Raw genomic sequence first — 17,691 nt, 5'->3', positions numbered from 1 at the left:
TCTTGGTGAGGCACACTTGGATCTGGTCGGGCCGATCAGCGCGACCGATGCCCGCATCCTCGCCTGTGATGCCCGGGTCCGGCCCGGAGTCCTCGGCACCGCAGGCGAACCCTTGGACATCGGCCGATCCAAACGCACCGTGTCCCTGGCTCAGAAGTATGCGTTGACCCTCCGCGACGGCGGCTGCGCCTTCCCGGGCTGTGACATGCCGGTGCCGCGCTGCACCGCACCTCGTCCTGCTCTGCGCCAAACACCACCGGCTCATCCACCGCAGCGAATGGAAAGTCCAAATCGCCCAAGACGGCCTGCCCGAGTTCACCCCACCCGCTTATCTCGACCCCACCGGACAACCGAGACGCAACACCATGCACCTCAGAACGTAGGCCGAAACCCGGATTGGTCGAGTGGCGGGAAAGGCGTCCCCTTATGGATCGAGTCAGGGGCGGCAGCGTTCGGCGGTCGCGGCCGCGGTGGTCAGTTCCGGGGAGCCCAGAACCGCTTTCACCGGGTCGAGGGCGCTGTGCGCGTCCTTCTGGGCCGCGATGAGCCCTTCGACCGCCCGGCCCTGCGCGGCGGTGTCGTTCTTTCCCGCCGCGTCGAGGTCGGCTTTCGCCTTCACGGTCTTGTCGTGCGCGGCGGTGTATTTCGCGAGGAAGTCCTTTTTCGCGGCCTCTCCCGCCGGGACCGGTGCGGCCGGCAAGGCGCTGAGGTCGTCGACGGTCTTGCCGAGAATGCTCGCGTAATGCCCCAACTGGTCGCTGGTGCTCTTCTTGATGGCGTCCAGGGTCTCCCCACCCGCGGCGGGCATCTTGTTGTTCCCGTCGACGAAGCCCTTGATCGCGCCACAGAACCCGTTCATCCAGGTCACCGCGGCCGCCGGGTCGGTGGCGGACGACGCGGACGACACAGGCGCCGGACTCGGTGCCGCCGGGGCCGCCTGCGGTGCGGGGTCCGGGGCACAGCCGGTCAGCGCCAGCGCGGCGACGACGATCCCCGTCGTGGCCAGAAGGCGGGCGGGTGTCTTTCGGGTGGCGCACATGTCTCTTTCCCCTCTCTTCCGGCTGGTGTTCCCCGCCGGTGGAGAGGACTTTGACACGGCGGAACGGTCACGGTCTGCGTCATCTGACTCAGAACGAACGGGTCCGCGCTCGAACTCGTAACGTTCAAAGCACGGCGCCCAGGTGGCGTAACGGGGTGTGGACGGACGGCGAGTACAGCATTACCCCTGTTCGCTTCGAGGGCACCCAGCCGAAGAGGTAGCACCATGGCCATCAAGATCGTCGCATCGCGGCTCGAAGGCGGAAAATTCCACGAGAACATCGCGAAACTGCGCTGGATCAACCCCGGCAATGGTGAAACCGGCGAGAGTTTCGTTTCGGCGATCGTCGCGTGGATCGAAGACGACGACGGGAAGGCCTACGTGGACGAGGGAATCCACCGGGTGGCCGTCGAGATCATCAAGCCGACCTTCGGCCCCAAATTCCTGCGCACGCGGTCGGACGGCATCTGGAAGAACAACCTGCTGGAGCTTCCCCACTTCTGAGCCGGGTCGCCCGCGGATCAGGGCTGGTCCGCCGAAAGGCTGTCCAGGGAGTGGGCCGGTCAGGCTCGAACCGACGGCCAAGGGTCTCGTAAACGCGTCGTGGTAACGGAATCCCGCGGTGCCGTTCGGCGGCTGCGGCATTTCGACGACCTCGCGGTTGTGCCACAGCACGTTCACGCGTTTGTCCGCCTTCCACACCAACCCGGCCAGATACCCGTTCGGTCCGGCGAAGAGCGGTTCGCTGATCGATGGCAGGCTGGCCGACACGCTGCACAAGGCCTTCCGGGGGCGCCGCACACGCCATCAGAGGACTGAATGCGGCACCCCACGACCCGACGCCCTCAACGACTCAGGAAGTCGCCGCGGTAGTCCGCGGCCCACTGGGCATAGGTGCGGCCCGGTCGGCCGGTGATCGTTTCGATGGTGTCGGTGATCGGTGCCGGGCGGTCGAGGTGACGGGCCCAGTCGTCGAGCAGGACGTCGGCGGGCGCGTGCGGGCCCATGGCCGTTCGGGCTTGCTCCACGGGCAGTTCCTCGTACCGGAGCGGGCGGTCGAGCGCTTCGGCCAAGAGCGCGATCTGCTCCGCGTGGGTCAGCGATTGCGGGCCGGTGACCGGGTAGGTCCGGCCGGCGTGGGTGTCGTCGGTGAGGGCTTCCACGGCGATGGCCGCGAAGTCGGCGGGGTGGATCGGTGCGCCGGCGGCCTGGGCGTACGGACCTCGGACGACGTCGCCTGCCCGCACCTGCCCCGGCACGTCGAACGCCCACTGGATGGGGTTGGCAGCGGACAGTTCCAGGCGCAACATCGTCCACTCCAGACCGGACTCGCGGAGCTGCCGCTCGATGTCGTGGTGGAAGGCGGCGACGGCGTGGGGCTGCTCGGCCGCGGTGTCGTCCACCGAGCCCGAGGACTGGAAGACGATGCGCCGCACGCCCGCTTCCTTCGCGGCGGCCAGGAACGCCGGTGCGAAACCAGGTACGACGGCCAGCAGGAACACCGTCGACACACCGCGCATCGCGATCGCCAGGGACTCGGGGTCGGCCAGGTCACCGGCGACGATATCGGTGGTGGCCGGGAGGCCGGTGTTCTCCGCGTCGCGGGTCAGGGCGCGCACCGGGTGGCCGGCGGCGGTGAGCTGGCCGACGATCTCACGGCCGACGGGCGCGGTGGCGGCGGTGACGAGGATCATGATGGTTCTCCTTCTGAGTGAACGGGATCGGTGAGGAAGGGGACGCGACACGTGGGCGGGTCGCGTCCCCGCGAAACTCGGGTCAGAGGCTGGAAAGGTCGATGGCGTCGGCCATCGCCTGCAAGCCGGCGTCGTTGGGGTGCAGCCGGTCGCCGGCGTCGAACTCGGCCCGCAGCGCGGCCGGGTCGGCGGGGTCGGCCAGGACGGCGGCGAAGTCCACCACCGCGTCGTACTCGCCGCCCGTGCGGATCCAGTGGTTGACCTCGCCGCGGACCTGTTCGCCGCGCGGGCTGTCCAGCATCGAGCCCTTCATCGGGGTGACGGTGCCGCCGATGATCCTGACGCCGCGGTCGCGGGCGGCCCGGATCAGCTTCCGGTGCGCCTGGATCAGCTCGGCGCTGGTGACCTCCGGGTCGAAGCCGATGTCGTTGAGCGCCTGGGTGACGACGACGCTGCGCACGCCCGGCTGGTCGAGGACGTCGCGGCGGAACCGCGACAACGCGCTGTCACCGCAGCAGTCGGAATCATCGAGCACCCGGTTGCCCGCGATCCCCGCGTTGAGCACCGCCAGCGGCACACCGGACGCGACCAGCCGTTCGGCCAACTGGTCGGGATAGCGGTTGTCGGCGTTCTTGGTGGCGCTGACGCCGTCGGTGATCGAGTCGCCGAACGTGACGACAGAGGACCGGGCCGGGCCGCCCGCGATGTCCACACCGGACAGGTAGTACCAGGAGTGGCTCTCGGCGGTGTACGCCCTTCCGGTGGCGTCGAACCGGTGGTCGCCCTTGGTGCGGTACGTCGTCGCGGTCGCCGCCTCGTGGAAGGTCGCCGGTCCGGTGGGCTCGGCGAAGTACAGCGTGACCGCCAACCGGTCCAGTGCGGACGTGGGCAGCAGCGTCGCGTCGCTGACCGCCTCCGAGCCGACCGGGACCACTGTGGACTGCGAGCGGTCGAACCGCAGTGGGCGGACTGTGCTCGGCCGGATCGACGCGCCGTCGCCCGCGGTGGCGACGGTGGCGCCCGCCAGGCGCAGCGGCGAAGTTCCGTAGCGGTTGGACAACCGGATGCGCACCTGCGTGCCACCCCGGCTGATCCGTACGACCTGGCGGACCGACTCGCCGGCGAACCCGTCGAGCGACCAGTTCGCGCCCTGCCAGGTCGCGCCCATGGGGCGCTGCATCGAGGTGGTCCAGGTGCCGGTCCACCGGTTGGCGGGGGCCGCGGTGGCGGGGGGTGCGACGAGGGCGCCGGCGACACCGGCGGCTGCGAGGACGAGGCTCAGTTCCTTGGTTCCCATGCCGACAAATCTCGTTCAAGCACCCCCTCGGCCACATCGGGAGAACTGTCCTTATCGACCGGTCGGACTCTTTACGCGCCCGCCGCCACCTCTTTACGCCCCTGCGGGTGGTGGCATCATGGCGTCAGTGAACGTGCATGGGGTCGGGTCGGTCCTCGTCGGACGCGACGCCGAACTGGCCGCGTTGGGCGAGGTCTGCGAGGTCGCTGTCGCAGAGGGGGCGGCCGTCGCGGTCGTGGCGGGTGAGGCGGGCATCGGGAAGTCCCGGCTGGTCGCCGAGTTCACCGGCCGGCTCGGTACCGCCGCCCGGACGGTGCGCGGCGAGTGCCTCGAACTCGGCGCGGACAGCCTGCCGTTCGCGCCGTTCACGGCGGTGGTGCGACGGTTGCGCCGCGAACTCGGCGGCGACTCGATCCGGGACCTTCTGCCCGCCGGTCGGCTGAGCCTGGCGCGCTGGTTGCCCGAGCTGGGCGATCCTCCGGCCGACCAGGACGCGGCGCAGGGCCGGTCGAGGCTGTTCGACGAGATGGTGACGCTGCTGGAAGGCGCCGCGGCGCGGCACCCGCTGGTGGTCGTCCTCGAAGACCTGCACTGGGCCGATTCCGGCAGCCGGGACCTGCTGGCCTATCTGGCGCGCAACCTGGAACAGCCGGGGCTGCTGCTGGTGGGGACCTACCGGTCGGGCGAGGTCGGCGGAGCTCACCCGCTGCGTCCGCTGGTGCTCGACATCGCGCGCAGGCCCCGGGGCCTGCAGTTCGAATTGGGCCCGTTGGACCGGGCACAAGTCGGCCTGCAGCTGGCCGGGCTGCTCGGTCACGGACCTGACCGCGCGCTGGTGGCACGCGTGCACGAGCGCAGCGACGGCAACCCGCTGTTCGTGGAGGCGCTGGCCGCCGATCCGGCGAAGGGCACCCCGTCCTCACTGCGGGATCTGTTCGCCGCGGTGACCGCGCGGCTGCCTGAGACCGGGCGGTCGGTGCTGCGTGCGGCCGCGGTCGTGGGTCACGAGGTCGGGCACGAACTGCTCGCGCTGGCCTGCCGGCTGCCGGACGAGGAGCTGGAACCCGCGCTGCGCGTGCTCGTCGACCGGCGGCTGCTGGTCGTGCGCGAGGACGGGTACGCCTTCCACCACGCGTTGCTTCGCGACGTCGTGTACGGCGACCTGCTGCCCGGCGAGCGGCGCAGGCTGCATGCCCGCTGCGCCCAAGCGATCCACGACAACCCGGCGCTGGTGCCCGAGGGGCGGGGCTCCGTCGAGCTGGCCGCGCACTGGAACGCCGCGGCCGACCATGCGCGGACACTGGAAGCGTCCTGGCGGGCGGCGGCCGACGCGGGCCGCGCCTACGCCTACGAACAGCAGCTCCGGCTGCTCGACCGGGTTCTCGACCGCTGGGAAACGGTTCCCGAGCCCGCCGCCCGCCTGGGTGTGTCCCGGGCCGTCGTGCTGGACCACGCCGCGAGGGCGTGCGTCCACACCGGGGACTTCGAGCGGGGCATCGCACTGGCGAGCCGGGCGTTGGACGAACTCGACCCCGCGACCGACCCGCAGCGGCCTGCCCGCGTCCTGGCCATCCGCGGTCTGCTCAACCGCCGTGCCGGCCGCGACGGCGACGCCGACCTCCGCACCGCCCTCGCCACCATGCCCGCCGACGCGCCGCCCGACCTGCGCGGCCAGACGCTGGCCATGCTCGCGGTCACCGTGGGGCTGCGTGACCCCGACCAGGGCGGGCGCTACGCGCGGGAGGCACTGGAGCTGAGCCGCGATCACGGGCTGCCCGTCGTCCAGGCCACCGCGCTGATCGCGTCGGCCAGGGTCGCGGCGGTGCGGGGCGACGAGGATCGAGCGCTCGCCCTGTTCCGGGAAGCCGCCACGATCGCGGAGGCCACCTCCGACCACTACAACGTGCTCACCGCGCTGCTCGGCCAGGCGTACCTGCTCATGGGCACCGGCGACTACGGCTCGGCCGCCGTCGTCGCGGCGAAGGGCCGGGCGACGGCCCATCGTGTGGGACAGGCCCGGTCGCGAGGCGCCGACCACACAGGCGTTCTGGCACAGGCGCTCTGGCTGCTCGGCCGGTGGGCGCAGGCGCGAGAGGTCGTCGAAGACGCGTTGGCCGACGAACCGCCTGCCATGACGACCGCGGTGCTGACCACGCTCTTGGGCGAGGTGCTGTTGGCCCAGGGCGACCTGAACGCGGCGGCGGAGGTCGCGGCCGGTTCGCCCGCCGATCCGACCGGGCAGGGGATACCGGTGTTCGCCACCGCGTTCCGGTGCCGGCTCGCGGTCGCCCGGCGTGACCTCGACGCGGCTGACCGGCTCCTGGTCGACGCCCTGAACGACCCGGGCCTGCTCGGCCCTCGCGGCGACCCGTGGACGCTCCTGCGCGCGGGCACCCGAGTACGGCGAGCGCTGCTCGACGCGGCAGGCCGCGACCAGCAGCGGCGCGAACTGGTCGAGCGGCGCACTGAACAGCTCCAGGACGTGGCGACGCGGGTGACCGCTGACCGCCCGGTGCCCGCGGCGCACCGGGCGGCGTTCCACGCCGAGATCGCGCAGAACGATCCACAGCTGTGGGCCGCCGCGGTGGCGGCGTGGCGTGGCCGGTCCCAGCCCTACGAACTCGCCCAGGCGCTGTTCGGCGTCGCCGAGTCGGCGCTGTCGGCGGGCGACCGCGCCGCCGCGCAGGACCCGCTGCGGGAAGCCGCGTCTCTCGCCGACGATCTCGGCGCCGGGCGCCTCCGCCGCGAGATCGACCTGCTCGCGGCCCGCGGCCGCGTCGACCTCGCCTCGCCCGAACCCGCACCCTCGCTACCGCCTGCCGATCCGTTCGGCCTGACCTCCCGGGAACTGGACGTGCTGCGTCTGCTGGCCGATGGGCTGACCAACAGCCAGATCGCCGCGTCACTGTTCATCTCCGCGAGCACAGCGGGCGTGCACGTTTCCCGGATCCTGACCAAACTCGGTGCCGGCCGCCGCACGGAGGCCGCCGCCATCGCCCATCGCGCCGGCCTGCTCCGCCATCTTGACGATTGACGTCCGCGATCGTGCGCGTCCTCGGCCGGCCGCGCCGCGATGTTCCGTTACAGAGATCGATTCGCCGAGCGGGTTCTGTGTGCGGCATGGGCTTGCGGCAGCCGCTCAAGGCACGTGCCCGAGAGGTCTCGCACACGTCGACAGAACGCGGCATAGTTCGACATAGGTGATGGTCGGCGACCAGCCGTCGAGTTCCCCCGGCTCACGATGCCCACCATGGTCACCAGCCCCGGATGCACCTCGCCTGCGAGTTCTCGAACTGGATCACCCTGGCCTTCACCCGCTGACCACACCCGCACTCATTCCTGCCTCGACCGCAATGCTCATCGGGCCCGCTGGTCCCCTTTAGGGGTGTTCGACAGCCAGCACAGGCTCCCCTGAGGTGACCAATCGACTGCCTGGCAGTCGCGGATGACCCGTTCCACAGTGTCCTCAATGGACGACGTCCACGGCTCAAACCCCGTGTCGCCGATGTCTCCCACGATCATCAGGCCTTCGCGGAGCAGGTAGTCGAGCACGGTGGCGAAGAATCCCGCGAAGCGGTCGCTGTCCTCGGGGACGACCTGGATGGCGTTCCAGATCAGGGTGTCGACCGGGACCCAGTCGTCGAGAGCCCTGTCGAGCGTCGGCGCCACGGCTCGTTCGATCTCGAACAGTTCCGGCGTGGGGGCCACGGCCAGTTCGATCTCACGCAGTTCCCGCGCCCGCGGGTCATCCATCGAGATGCACCCTCAATGCATTCTTGCCGCTTGGGAAGATGTCGATTGTCTCGCCACCCGTCTTGGACGTCTGGCGCCACTGCATCGTCGTGCCGTCTTGCAGCGTGAACACGTCGGGAATCTTATCCCCCCGGCCCGGAAGCCGCTGCGCACCTGTTGTCCAGTGGTCGAACAGTGTCCGCAGGTCGACGACGGTCGACACGGTTTTGACGCCGCTGTTCTTGCCTTGGGGCAGCGCGTCGAACGAAGCACGCCAACCTTTGGCACCGTTTTTCGCCGCGAGTTCGATCGCGCGCGAGACCTTGGTCGCTCGTTCCGCGGCGAGGAGCTTCTTGAGTGCGCCACCGGCCACCGGGACAGCGGCCATGCCGTAGAGGGCGCGTTCGAACCCGTCGAGTTCCTGCTGGGTGAACGCGTCCTTCCCTACGATTGCCTCGACCGCGCTCTTCATGCTGCCGACCCCGGGAATGAAGTCCGTCACCGTCGACAGGACCGCCGCGACGTCCGGGTTGAGCGAGCCCGACTGAGTCGGGTGGCCGAAGGCTTCGTCGAAGTCGAACTTGATGCCCTTCAGTGACAACCCACCCACCGGCATCCACGGCGTGGACGTGAACTTGTCCAGGGTCCGGTTCGCCTCGGCGAGGATCTTGTTCGCCGACTCCAGATCACGCTTGGCTCCGGCGAAATCGCGGTCGGCTTTGGCCATGCCGGCGCGGATCTGGATGGCACTCTCGTTCAGCTGAGCTGCGGCCAGCGCGATACCGGCCGCGGTGGCTTCCAAGCCGCGGTTGTTGGCTTCCAGCGCGGCCACGTCGACGTGGATGTCCAGCTCCGGGAACGCTTTGACCTGCGCAATGGCGTCCTTGGCGATCGCGACCAGCTTGGGCAGCGACTTCACCACCACCGTCGTCGCGACCACCGTGTCGCGCACCTGCTGCAGTGACTCTTCGAGCTGGTCGACGGCCTGATCCACCTGGGCGGCGTCTCCGGAGTCGATCGCCTTGCCGACCGTCTCCAAGGTCTGGGTGGCCTGCTCGAGCGCGTGCCCGGCGACCTGGTCGATGCCCTGGCGCAGGTGCCCGAGCACCAGGGCGCCCAGTTCGGTGCGGGCGAGCGACTTGCCCACGGCAAGCGCCGCCTTGGCCCGGTCGGCGGCCTTGCACACCGACAGCTCCGGATGCCGGTCGCAGATGCCGGCGGCCTGGGCAGGAGCGGGTAGCGCCACTAGCATCGTGACGATCGCGGCGATGAGACCGACGATGCCCCCTCGATGCGTGGCCTGAGCACGAAAACGCACTGTTCTCCTTTGATTCCTGATCAGCGGAGAAGACGGTAAGACACGTCCACGGAAGCCCGGCGGCCAACTGGACGATTTGTGTCGGCGGGCACAAGTATGTAACGGAAAGCCAAGGGGCGGGCATTGTGAATGAAATGCAACAAATCTCGCGTGAAGAGCGCCGGACTGACCTCGTTTCCCCGCAATGCGAGCAATTGGAGAAGTTCCGGCACAATCGCTGCCAGTGTTCAGGCTGCTTTCGTGCGCGACTCTGAGACAAGAGAAGGACGACGGTAACTGGAGACGGGCGACCTGGGAGAGGCCGCTTCGCAAGGACGAGTAGCCGTGGTGATCGAGAACACGGACACCGCCGAATCCCTCGCCCAAGCGGGCGAGGAACCGGTGATGCTGCTCCTGATCGAGCTGTATCTGCGAACGAACCGGCCCCCTTGGATCGTGTCCGGAAGATGCTCAGCTCCGAACACGGCTGATGAGTGACATCGTCCGCGCCACCCTCCTGCGCCTCCACATTCCGGGGGCCAGAACATGGTGTCGCGTACCCGCAGCGGCCGATACCCGGTCGGGCTGGATTCGATCGCTCGACGACAAATTCGGAGTTGCCGACACTCACGTGAGGGAGTTCGTTATCGAGTATTCGTGCTGGCTCACCGCGGGCACCTCATTCCCGAGGTGGGAGCGGCCGAGAAGGAGTGGAAGCGGCAGGTCATGGGCTGTCGCGCCTCAGCGGGATGACGTCGTACTGGACAAGACCCGGGCCGGCTTCTCCGACTACACCGAACTCGATCCGCTGCTTCACAACCTCGGCGTCCAGCGACTCATCGTGGCGGCCTGCAGACGAACGTGTGCGTCGAAGCCACCGCCCGCGCCGCGCTGGCCCGCAACTTCGAGGTCGCCGTCCCCCGAGACGCGGTGTCAACACCTGCGGACGCCGATATGCGAGACCTCGGCTTGTTGGGAACGACTGGAACTGGCCGGGCCGGCAAGCCGACGGCAGCGTCGTCGAGCCCGCGACATCTGTGGACGTGCCGATGGCTGCGCGTGTCGACTTCGCCGTGGGAGCAGTTTGTCGCAGCCATACCGGAACCGCCGGAGGAGCAACGGGTGTTCGTCGGAGGCGACGAGATCATGGTCGTCTTCTCGCACGAGAAGACGCGTGACATCGGCTTCGGCGACTCCGCACTCCTTCGATAGTCCAGCTACACCTTCGTCGGCATGGCAAGACGTTGGCAGGATGCGGACAGCAGCGCCGGAACCGCGTGCCGGAGGGCTAGCCTGCGCTCGTGGAGCGACAGGGGCAGCAGCAGTGGTTTCCGGATTTCCCGTCCCAGCCCGGTTACCCGGCGCCTTCGCCGAAACGGCGTCGCACGGGGATGATCGCCGGGATCACCGTCGGCGCGCTGGTGGTGATCGCCGGTCTGGTGGCCGGGCTGCTGGTGTTCCTGAACAGCAGAGACGACAACGCTGCCTCACCCTGGCCTATCAGCGAGAGCAGTACCTCCCGAACCCCGTCGGCGCCCGGCTGGAAGACGCTGGAACTCGGGCTGGGCGTGTTCGTCGAGGTGCCACCCACCTGGCAGCCGGTCGATGGAACCTTCATCCCGGACGTTCGAACCCGAGGCGCGCGGTACAAACCGGGCTACTGCGCAACGAATCCGAAAGCCATCCTCGGCCAGCTGTACCTCGACCGGGCGCGTACCGCCGATCCGATGGCGGCCGCGGCGGACGCGTTGATGTATCGGGGAACGCGGGCTTTCCGCAGCGGCGGTGAGGTGTCTTCCGGCCCTGTCGGACGCCGCCCGGACGGCGGGGCACAGGTGCAGGGCACGGTCACCCCGCACGGCAGGGACGACTGCGACCCGCCGTCGACCACCTACCGGGTGGTCGCCTTGCCCACCGCGCAGGGGACGCTGCTGGTCGTGGTGTGGGGTGACCTGCAGATGCCGGACTCACCTGCCGAAGAGGACCTCACCAGGATCGCGGACAGCGCGCGCCTCGGGTGACCGGGCTCCGCCTTTCCCTTGAAAAGAACGACTCAAAACGCTCGCGCCAGTGCCGGTTCAAGATGCGCAGTGCGAAGGTGAAACCGTGGACGTCTCTGGCCTTCCGCTCGAGAACACAGAGAGGACGTAGCAAAGCTGCTACGCCACCAACCGGCGCCACAGAGCATTTCTCCTGCAATCAGCACACCGGAGCAAACGGAGCCCAGTCGCGATTGACGCCAAGGTGAAATTGCCGCCGAAGGACCGATAACTCTGCAGGTCGGCAGCGACGTGAATGTGGTGGGCCGGGTCGGGCTCGAACCGACGGCCAAGGGATTATGAGTCCCCTGCTCTAACCAACTGAGCTACCGGCCCCAACGGTGTCCCGGAACCTCCACGGGAGCCGTCACCGGCCCGCCAGCAGGTTTGCTAACGCACAGAAGTCCCAGTTCGCTCCAAGTTATCACAGCGCTCACCTGCTTCGATCGTCCAGGCCGTGTCCTGTAAGTCTGTTCGATGGGCTTCGTGATCCAGGTGGTTCCTGGCGGTGCGGGCGGATCGGCCTCGTACCGGGTCGTACTCGGCCGCATCCGCCCGTGCCGTCAGGGACCGCCTGGGCGCGAAGACCGCAAACAAGACTTGCAGGACACGGCCTAGGCCAAACAGCTGGTTTCCGCCGCGGGACGACACCGGCTCGTCTAGGTTGCAAGGACCAACGCCGAGTGCGGGCGGGGACGGTGATATCCACGCCTGCCTTTCCAGCCGCACCACGAGTGCACCGAACCTGGTGGCTCGCGCTCGGGGACACGCTGACCATCGGGATGGGCCTGAGGTATCTCGCCCGTCAGTACAGGGAGGCGCTCGTGGCGAATTTCGTCGCCATCGGGCTCGGTGTCGTGGTGGCCGTCGGCGCCGCGTTGCTACTGAGGGCAAGCGTTCGGATACTGCGGCGGGCCGGTCTGCGGATCGACGCGATCCTCGCCGACGAACTGCGCGACCGGCCCTCACCGCGACCCCGGTGACGGATTACCGTCCTCTTTGGACGGTCAGCTCCCCTGGGCCGAACCGCCGCCCGGCGGAGTTTCCCCAGTAGGCGTGAAGGTCGTCGTAGGCGGCGGCGTCGTCGTAGGCGGTGTCGGGGCCACCGTGGTGGACGGAGGAATCGGTGTCGGCGTTTTCGTCGGAGTGGGAGTCGGGGTCACCGGCGCACCGCCATAGGCCGCATAGCTGAACCAGATCGACCCGCCCACCTTCGGCGTGGTCTGGTTGAACATCGCCCGCACCTGGAACGTCGTCGCCGTGTACGACCCCTGCACGGTGTTCAGCATGTACGCGTTGAACTGTCCCGGCGTGTTCGCCGAGACGACGACCACCGCGGGGACGGCGCCGAGCCCGTGCTGCACCGTGCACATCCCCGCGCTGTCGGTCACGCACGACGTCTCCGCCGCCTGCACGAGTGGCGCCGGAGACGGCCCGACGGCACCGGACGTCCCGGCGAACACCGTGCCCCCGGCCGCGGCGACGGCCAGCCCCGCCACGGCGAGTACGGCTTTCTCCCTGGTCTTCATCCTCGTCCTCCCTCGGTTCGGGCCGGACGGCCCGAAAGCAGGGGTCGGTTGCCCCGCCCCTGGCGTTACGCCACCCCGAGCCGCCGCAGCGCCGGACGCCACCGGTTACCGCCGGTCGCCAGCCCCAGCGCCACCAGGCCCGCGCAGTACTTGCTCACCGACTGCTCCCGGATCCGCAGTTTCGCCAGCGCCTCGGTGACGGCGTTGCGCTCGGTCGCCGACTTCACCTCCACCAGGACGAGGTCGCTCCCGGCGGCGAGGTCGCGGGCGCCGGAACGCCAGATCAGCGACGTGTCGCAGGTGATCCGCGTGCGGCGGTCGGCGGTGACCAGGGTGGTCCGCCGGTAGTCCGTGATCAGGGCCGGGGTCAGCGGCCGGGGCGCGGGGCGGCCGTAGGCGGCGGTGAGCGCGTCGTCGAGGAACGTCAGCGCGGGTGACGTCAGGCCGTGCGCCGCCTCGGCCGGATGCGGGCGGCGGACCTTCACCGTTTCGTCGCGGCGGCCGCTGACCTTCAGTTCGCAGTACGTGTCGGCCGAGTCGGTGTAGGTGCGTGTGCGGATCTTGAACCGGCGGCGCCGGTCCTGCCGGTGTGCTCGGTAGATCGCCAGATCCGGCGTGTCGAAATAGGTCGACGAGTAGCCGAACGCCCGTCGCCCGTCGATCTCCAGGCAGTGCAGCGACGGGCCGATGGCGTCGGCGACGGCCAGGAAATCGTTCAGCCGCAGCACGTACTTGCGGTCCGTCCGGCTCATCAACCCGCTCGTGGCGACGACCTCGGCGAGCGAAAGCGCGGGCAGTCCCTTGGCCACGGCGGTGACGGTGGCCGTTCCGCGGGCGCTCATCGGTGCGCCGCCGGCGCGCCGTGGACGACCGGGCCGGGGTCCGGCCGGAACCGGACGTCGACGACGGTGACCTCGCGGACATAGTCCACTTCGGACACAGTGTGCCGCACGACGGTTCCGCCGAGGCGTGCCCGCAGTTCCATCAGCATGGTCTGCTCGTCGGGGTACACGGTGTCGAGCACGACCGTCCGCCGCTGCGGCCCGCGCGTGCGCGACGGGTGATCCGCGACGTACATGACCGCGAGCAAGAGGACGTTGAAGACGGCGACGACCCGCCAGTCCGCGGATGGCAGCCCGTTCACCAGTCCCAGTACCAGCGCGACGAAGTAGTACGCGACCTCCTGCTGGCTGATCGAGTCGGACCGCAGCCGGATGATCGACAGTACCCCGAACAGACCGAGCCCGAGCGCGCTCGCGGTCGACACCGAGAGCAGGACGGCGACCGAAACACAGACACCCACGTTCAGCGCGAGATAGGCGCAGGCGAGGTCACCGCGGTGATGGCGGCGGGCGTAGATCCCGTAGGCGAGGATGACGGCGACGACGAGGTCGACGGCGAGATGAAGCAGTGTCGTGGTCATGGAAACCACTGTGGTGCCTGGAGAAGAGACCGTCGTGAGAGCCGGATGAGAACCGTCTCATCCGGATTCACCGAGCCGGTATCCCATCCCCCGCACGGTTTCGATCCGTTCGGCGCCGATCTTCCCGCGCAGGTACCGGATGTAGACGTCCACCACGTTCGACCCGGGATCGAAGTCGAATCCCCAGACACCGCCGAGCAGCTGCTCCCGCGACAGGACCTGGCCGCGGTGGCGCAGCAACGTCTCCAGCAGCGCGAACTCGCGAGCGGTGAGGTCCTTCTCCTCCCCCGCCACCGACGCCTTCCGCGTGCGGAGGTCCAGTGAGAGGTCTCCGGCACGCAGCACCGCCGCTTCCAACGCCGGATTTCCCCTGAGCCGCAACCGGATGCGGGCCAGCAGCTCCTCGAACGCGAACGGTTTGGCCAGGTAGTCGTCGGCGCCGCCGGACAGCCCGGCGACCCGGTCGACGACGCTGTCCCGCGCGGTCAGGATGATCACCGGCACGGTCCGGCCCGCCGCCCGCAGGGCACGCAACAGATCGGCGCCGTCGAGGTCCGGGAGCCCGAGGTCGAGGACGACCAGATCGTGCGCCCCGGTCAGGGCCTCGGTCAGGCCCTCGGCACCGGTCCGGACCCAGCGAGTCGCGAATCCCTGCGCCCGCAGGCCTTTCTCGACGAACGCGCCGATCCGCGCGGAATCCTCCACCACCAGCACACTGGTCACCGGTCCATACCTCCTGCGACGGGGATCTCGATGGTGAACCGCGCGCCCTCACCGGGCACGGTGTCGAGCAGGACGCGGCCACCGTGTGCTTCGGCGATCGCGGCGACGATGGGCAGACCGAGCCCGGCGCCGTCGTCTCCGCTCGAATTGCTGCCGCGTTTGAACCGTTCGAAGATCCGGCTCCGCGAGTCGGGCGGGACGCCTTCGCCGGTGTCGCGGACCCAGAGCCGGGCGGTCGAGGCGGTGACCTCCGAACCGAGGGCGATCTCCTGCCCCGGCCCGGTGTGCCGGACGGCGTTGGAGACCAGCTGCAGCAGGGCCTGCGTGAGCCGTTGCCCGTCCGCGCGGACGACGACCTCCGCGACCGCGTCGAGCCGCCAGGCGCGTTCGGCCAGCGGACGGGATTTGGCGAGTGTCTCCACGGTGAGGTCGGCGAGGTCGACGTCGCCGGGCGTGACGAAGTCGGGGCTGCCGGATTTCGCGAGGATCAGCAGGTCGTCCACGATCCGTTGCATCCGGCCGAGTTCGTCGAGGACCAGGTGCCGGGTGGCCGCGTTCTCCTCGGGATCGTCACCCATCAGTTCGAGATGACCGCGGACGATGGTGATCGGCGTGCGCAGTTCGTGCCCGGCGTCGTCGATGAAGTCACGCTGCCCGGCGAAGGCGTGTTCGAGCCGGTCCAGCATGGTGTTGAAGGTGCGCCCGAGCGCGGCGACGTCGTCGGAGCCGCGGACCTCGATGCGGCGGGACAGATCGGTCTCGCCGATCTGCTCGGCGGCCAGCCGGACCTCCCGCACCGGGGCGAGGATGCGGCCGGCGACCAGCCAGCCGATCAACCCGGCCAGTACCAGCGCCGCGCCCGACATCGCGGCCATGACGCCGATGACGTCGTTGATCTCGCCCGCGGCGTGGTCGACGAACTCGACGATCACGAAGGCACCTCGTCCTGGCGAGCCTTCGATGGTCACGGGGATCACGCCGTAGCGGGCGGAGCCGACGGCGGTGGTGACCGTGCCGTACGCGGGGCTCGTGGCGCGGGCCAGTTCGGCGACGAACTTCGGATCGGTGTCGAGCCGGACCGGGGGTTCGATGGCGCTCCGCCTCGACGCGGTGCCGTCGATGATCGAGAAGAAGGTCTCGTACTTCTCCGGCAGGTTCCGTTCCAGGTGACGGCCGAGGACGGCCTCGACGGTCACCGGGCCACCCGCCGGACGGGCGTCCGGGGTGGCCAGGAAGGCGCGGAGCTTGCCTGCCTCGTGCGCGATCTCGTTGTCGAGCCGCTGGTCGAGCTGGTTGTGCAGCACCGTGCGGGTCGCCAGCAGCGACCCGGCGAGCGCCAGCAGCACGACCAGCAGGACCCACGCGAGGATCCGGGCGCGGGCGCTCATCGGCGGCGGCCCCGCTCAGTCGTCGAGGTCGAGGTCGAAGTGGTCGTCCGCGTCATCCGGGTCATCATCGGGGTCGTCGTCGTGCCCGGCCAGCCGGGGCGGCACCACCGCCGGCGGGGCACCGCCCTCACCGGGCCCGCTGACGGCCTGCCCCGCGGGGGCGACGACCGCCGGGCCGAGGTCGGGCGGGGCGGCCGCGGTGGCCGTGACCACGGCGAACGTCCCGGCGGCCGCCACCACGACGGTGGCGGCCCCGGCCAGCAGGAGGATTCGGGTTCGCATGCCTTCAGCGTGCCCGGCGGGGGTGAGCCGCCGATGAGGGTCCGATGAGAACTTTCTCATCGGACCGGCTCACCGCCGGGAGTGCGGATACTCCGGCTCACGGTTCTGGAAGGACAGGATGTCCGGGTTCCGGATCGTGCCCTCGCTGATCTCGACGGCCCGGTCGAGCGTCGGATCGGTGGCCCAGGCGGACGGGCCGCCCAGCACCTTCTCGAGATGCGGCAGCAGGGCACCGCTGATCTCCCACGTGGCCGAATCCCAGAGGTAGGAGGGACTGTGGTCGACGGCGTAATAGGTGAGGCCGCCGACGTCGAAGGTCGGCTCCGTGAACGTCGTCGGCTTCGCCCAGCTGAAACCCATGGCCTCGTCGCAGGAAACGTCGACGACGAGGCTGCCGGGCTTGAACGCCGCGAGGTCCTCTTCGCTGAGGAACGTCAACGGTGCCTTCGGATCCTGCAGGACACAGTTGACGACGATGTCGTGCCCGGCGAGGAAGTCCGCCAGCGGTACCTTGCCCTCCTCGGTGATCGCGTGACTCCGGCGGAGATCGGCCGGGCCCTTCAGATCGTGGTCGAGATGCACGATGTTCGCCGAATGGATCGGTGAACCGACCGCGGTGACGCCCCGATGTGTGAGCACGTGCACGTCGTGGATACCGTGCGCGTTCAACGCGGTCACCGAGCCCCGCGCTGTCGCCCCGAAGCCGATCACGACGGCACGGAGACGGCGGCCGTAGTCGCCGGTCGAGCCGATCAGCTGCAGCGCGTGCAGTACCGAGCAATAACCCGCCAGCTCGTTGTTCTTGTGGAACACGTGCAGACCGAAAGAACCGTCGCTCCGCCAGTGGTTCATCGCTTCGAAGGCGATCAACGTCAGCTTCTTGTCGAGGGCGAGCTGAGTGAGCTTGTCGTCCTGGACGCAATGCGGCCAGCCCCACAGGATCTGCCCGGGCCTCAGCTCGGCCAGGTCGTCCGCCACTGGTTTGGCCAGAAGGATGACGTCACAGTCGGCGATCAGTCGTTCACGGGAGCGCAGACCGGCGACGAGCGGTATCAACTCCTCGTCAGAGATGCCGAATCGCTCCCCATAGCCGTCTTCGAGGTAGATATTTCGCCGCAGAGCGGGGTCGATCCGCTCGAGATGGCGCGGATGGATCGGAAGCCGTCGCTCGTTTTCTTTGCGCGAGCGGGAAATGACGCCGAGAGTGAGCTGGTCCACTTGGGGCCCCTTAACTAGACCTCAGTCTAA

The 17,691-nt window shown here is 69.2% G+C and carries 17 protein-coding genes, 1 tRNA gene and 1 pseudogene; 6 read left to right on the top strand and 13 right to left on the bottom strand.

Annotation, left to right across the window (positions count from 1 at the left end; genetic code table 11):
* Positions 1–383: pseudogene (locus L324_RS41945) on the top strand (HNH endonuclease signature motif containing protein); the annotation flags it as partial.
* Positions 384–436: 53 nt separating this feature from the next.
* On the opposite strand, the gene L324_RS37495 reads toward L324_RS41945, so the two are convergent.
* Positions 437–1,039: a hypothetical protein gene (locus L324_RS37495; RefSeq protein WP_037320240.1), complete on the bottom strand. Its 603-nt coding sequence runs from the start codon at positions 1,037–1,039 to the stop codon at positions 437–439.
* Between the two features lie 225 nt (positions 1,040–1,264).
* Between L324_RS37495 and L324_RS37490 the strand changes: the two genes are divergently transcribed.
* Positions 1,265–1,543, top strand: a complete 279-nt coding sequence (locus tag L324_RS37490; protein ID WP_037320238.1) for a DUF3892 domain-containing protein — start codon at positions 1,265–1,267, stop codon at positions 1,541–1,543.
* Positions 1,544–1,884: 341 nt separating this feature from the next.
* Here the strand turns inward: L324_RS37490 and L324_RS37485 are convergent, their stop codons facing one another.
* Both L324_RS37485 and L324_RS37480 read right to left on the bottom strand, forming a co-directional pair.
* Entirely contained in the window at positions 1,885–2,733 is an 849-nt protein-coding gene (locus L324_RS37485) for an NAD(P)H-binding protein (protein ID WP_037320236.1), read from the bottom strand.
* 82 nt (positions 2,734–2,815) lie between these two features.
* Positions 2,816–4,030, bottom strand: a complete 1,215-nt coding sequence (locus tag L324_RS37480; protein WP_037320233.1) for an SGNH/GDSL hydrolase family protein — start codon at positions 4,028–4,030, stop codon at positions 2,816–2,818.
* A gap of 118 nt (positions 4,031–4,148) precedes the next feature.
* Here L324_RS37480 and L324_RS37475 point away from each other — a divergent pair, with 118 nt between their 5' ends.
* A complete protein-coding gene (locus L324_RS37475; RefSeq protein ID WP_037320231.1) occupies positions 4,149–7,064 on the top strand; it encodes an ATP-binding protein in 2,916 nt (971 codons plus the stop codon).
* 323 nt (positions 7,065–7,387) lie between these two features.
* Here the strand turns inward: L324_RS37475 and L324_RS37470 are convergent, their stop codons facing one another.
* Both L324_RS37470 and L324_RS37465 read right to left on the bottom strand, forming a co-directional pair.
* Positions 7,388–7,783, bottom strand: coding sequence for a hypothetical protein (locus L324_RS37470; RefSeq protein ID WP_037320228.1), 396 nt, complete (start codon positions 7,781–7,783; stop codon positions 7,388–7,390).
* The gene (locus tag L324_RS37465) at positions 7,776–9,080 is read right to left on the bottom strand and encodes a pre-toxin TG domain-containing protein (RefSeq protein WP_081736594.1); all 1,305 of its coding nucleotides are present in this window, start codon (positions 9,078–9,080) and stop codon (positions 7,776–7,778) included. Before L324_RS37465 ends, L324_RS37470 begins: the two co-directional genes overlap by 8 nt.
* Positions 9,081–9,908: 828 nt before the next feature.
* On the opposite strand from L324_RS37465, the gene L324_RS43325 reads away from it, so the two are divergent.
* Both L324_RS43325 and L324_RS37460 read left to right on the top strand, forming a co-directional pair.
* Positions 9,909–10,271 (top strand): isochorismatase family protein, encoded by a 363-nt coding sequence (locus L324_RS43325; RefSeq protein ID WP_268871972.1) that lies wholly within the window; start codon positions 9,909–9,911, stop codon positions 10,269–10,271.
* Between the two features lie 89 nt (positions 10,272–10,360).
* Entirely contained in the window at positions 10,361–11,080 is a 720-nt protein-coding gene (locus L324_RS37460; protein ID WP_152547118.1) for a DUF8017 domain-containing protein, read from the top strand.
* A gap of 277 nt (positions 11,081–11,357) precedes the next feature.
* On the opposite strand, the gene L324_RS37455 is transcribed toward L324_RS37460, so the two are convergent.
* Positions 11,358–11,434, bottom strand: a tRNA-Ile gene (locus L324_RS37455).
* Between the two features lie 398 nt (positions 11,435–11,832).
* Here L324_RS37455 and L324_RS43020 point away from each other — a divergent pair.
* A complete protein-coding gene (locus L324_RS43020) occupies positions 11,833–12,081 on the top strand; it encodes a hypothetical protein (protein ID WP_037320221.1) in 249 nt (82 codons plus the stop codon).
* Between the two features lie 24 nt (positions 12,082–12,105).
* Here the strand turns inward: L324_RS43020 and L324_RS37445 are convergent, their stop codons facing one another.
* From L324_RS37445 to L324_RS37415, 7 genes are all read right to left on the bottom strand, one after another.
* On the bottom strand, positions 12,106–12,627 hold the full coding sequence (locus L324_RS37445) for a hypothetical protein (RefSeq protein WP_037320219.1): 522 nt from the start codon (positions 12,625–12,627) through the stop codon (positions 12,106–12,108).
* A gap of 65 nt (positions 12,628–12,692) precedes the next feature.
* On the bottom strand, positions 12,693–13,469 hold the full coding sequence (locus tag L324_RS37440) for a polyphosphate polymerase domain-containing protein (protein WP_051174347.1): 777 nt from the start codon (positions 13,467–13,469) through the stop codon (positions 12,693–12,695).
* The gene (locus tag L324_RS37435) at positions 13,466–14,050 is read right to left on the bottom strand and encodes a DUF4956 domain-containing protein (RefSeq protein ID WP_037320216.1); all 585 of its coding nucleotides are present in this window, start codon (positions 14,048–14,050) and stop codon (positions 13,466–13,468) included. The genes L324_RS37440 and L324_RS37435 overlap by 4 nt, the downstream gene beginning before the upstream one ends.
* Positions 14,051–14,107: 57 nt before the next feature.
* Complete coding sequence (locus L324_RS37430; protein ID WP_037320214.1) at positions 14,108–14,773, bottom strand: response regulator transcription factor; 666 nt, start codon at positions 14,771–14,773, stop codon at positions 14,108–14,110.
* The gene (locus L324_RS37425; RefSeq protein WP_037320211.1) at positions 14,770–16,161 is read right to left on the bottom strand and encodes a sensor histidine kinase; all 1,392 of its coding nucleotides are present in this window, start codon (positions 16,159–16,161) and stop codon (positions 14,770–14,772) included. The genes L324_RS37430 and L324_RS37425 overlap by 4 nt, the downstream gene beginning before the upstream one ends.
* Before the next feature lie 15 nt (positions 16,162–16,176).
* Positions 16,177–16,443: a hypothetical protein gene (locus L324_RS37420; protein ID WP_037320209.1), complete on the bottom strand. Its 267-nt coding sequence runs from the start codon at positions 16,441–16,443 to the stop codon at positions 16,177–16,179.
* Between the two features lie 69 nt (positions 16,444–16,512).
* On the bottom strand, positions 16,513–17,661 hold the full coding sequence (locus tag L324_RS37415) for a N(5)-(carboxyethyl)ornithine synthase (protein ID WP_037320206.1): 1,149 nt from the start codon (positions 17,659–17,661) through the stop codon (positions 16,513–16,515).
* Positions 17,662–17,691 lie beyond the last annotated feature (30 nt).

It is taken from the genome of Amycolatopsis orientalis DSM 40040 = KCTC 9412 (genome assembly GCF_000478275.1).
Taxonomy (GTDB): Bacteria; Actinomycetota; Actinomycetes; order Mycobacteriales; family Pseudonocardiaceae; genus Amycolatopsis; species Amycolatopsis orientalis.
Note: the sequence above shows the minus strand (reverse complement) of the source record. Positions and strands in the feature narration are given on the sequence as shown.